Annotated in this window: 1 protein-coding gene and 1 pseudogene; both read left to right on the top strand. The window is 27.7% G+C overall.

The annotated features are described in order from the left end of the window. Nucleotides 1–202: 202 nt before the first annotated feature. A complete protein-coding gene (locus IEX62_RS24235) occupies nt 203–796 on the top strand; it encodes a proton-conducting transporter transmembrane domain-containing protein (RefSeq protein WP_188778818.1) in 594 nt (197 codons plus the stop codon). Between the two features lie 219 nt (nt 797–1,015). Continuing rightward, nucleotides 1,016–1,606: pseudogene (locus tag IEX62_RS24240) on the top strand (proton-conducting transporter transmembrane domain-containing protein). Nucleotides 1,607–1,714: the final 108 nt, after the last annotated feature.

Below are 1,714 nucleotides of genomic sequence, written 5' to 3' on the forward strand. Positions count from 1 at the left end.
CTATGGAGGGGAAGGGCACTGATCGAGTAGGACCAGAGCTTTCCTTATTTAAATCTCCAACTAAATTTCTTCATTCTTTATGATAATAATGACTATACTGTCTTTATTACTTTCTAATGCCGTTACTTTAAGACGAGATATTTCCATACTTTTTAATAGAATTGTGATTATAGCATTAATTTATTGTATTTTGCATGATACAATGAGTTTATCTATTATAAGTAAAGGGGTAGGTTTACATGGAGGTTTACTTCATATAACCAATATAACACAAGTATTCCAAATATTTATTTTTTTGATTAGTATATTAATATTACAATTAACAAGTTTCGATCCCATAAAAAAATTTTATATTATGAGACATCCTAGGTTTATTAATAAGTGGCCTAGAGCTATAGGATATTCAATACCATTATCTTCAATACAAGCAGTGTTGAAGGATTACCTTTTTAAAATTCAAGGGTTTAACAAAGAACATCTTAAAATAATAGAATACCCTTTAATTTTATTATTTGTTATTTGCGGAGCAGTATTTTTAATGTCAACAAATGATTTAGTTTCTATTTTTCTTTCTATAGAGTTACAAAGCTACGGATTATATATATTAAGTACTATTTATAGAAATTCCGAATTATCTACCACAGGTGGTTTAATTTATTTTTTATTAGGTGGCTTTAGCTCCTGCTTTATTTTATTAGGTGCAAGTTTACTATATGCAAATTCAGGTACTACAAGTTTGGATGGTTTATATATAATTAATAGTATTAGTGACGTAAATGATAACATGACTTCATGATACAAATCATATTATTTAAATTTTTCTTTACTCATATTTAGTGTAGGATTCTTATTTAAAGTTTCAGCAGCACCTTTCCATTTTTGATCTCCTGACGTCTATGACGCTATCCCTACAATAGTAACAACATTTGTGGCAATTATAGCCAAAATTTCTATTTTTATCCTTTTGCTAGAATTAGTTTATCATACAAATAATTATCTATCAGAATTTAGCTGAATCTATGGACTACTAGTCAGTTCTTTTCTTTCCTTAATAATAGGAACTGTTGTAGGTTTAACACAGTTTAGAATTAAAAGATTGCTTGCATATAGTACAATCTCTCATCTAGGTTTTATTTTATTAGCTTTAAGTGTTTCCACACAAAGTGTGGAGTCCACACAAGCATTTATATTTTATTTAATACAATATTCTTTTAGTAATTTAAATGTGTTTATTATATTAATTACTATAGGATTCTCTTTATATGGTTATGTTTGAAATAATAAAGAGTATAAAAATCTACTAGATATAAATAATTCACCTGTACAATTAATTAGTCAATTGAAAGGGTATTTCTATCTAAACCCTTTATTGTCTTTAAGTTTAGCTATTACTATCTTTTCTTTTGCGGGTATTCCGCCTCTTGTAGGGTTTTTTGCCAAACAGATGGTATTGAGTGCTGCTTTAGATAATGGCTATATTTTCTTATCCCTAATAGCAATACTTACTAGTGTAGTTGGAGCAGTTTATTATTTGAATATAATTAAAGAGATTTTTTTCTATTCTCCTGGACATAAATTAAAAACAGTAGACGTAGAAAATACCTGACCTTTTCCTGTTAAAAGAGATCTAAAGCTCAATGATTCAAATGCATTTTCAATATCTTATGATAGATATACTGTATCTAGTCCTTTATCTTCTGGATATACTATATCT

It is taken from the genome of Paenibacillus hunanensis, assembly GCF_014645615.1.
GTDB classification, from domain to species: Bacteria; Bacillota; Bacilli; order Paenibacillales; family Paenibacillaceae; genus Saccharibacillus; species Saccharibacillus hunanensis.

Excerpts from the sequence above, each read along its gene's own strand:
- IEX62_RS24235 (WP_188778818.1), top strand. The coding sequence starts at position 203 with ATGAGTTTATCTATTATAAGTAAAGGGGTAGGTTTACATGGAGGTTTA.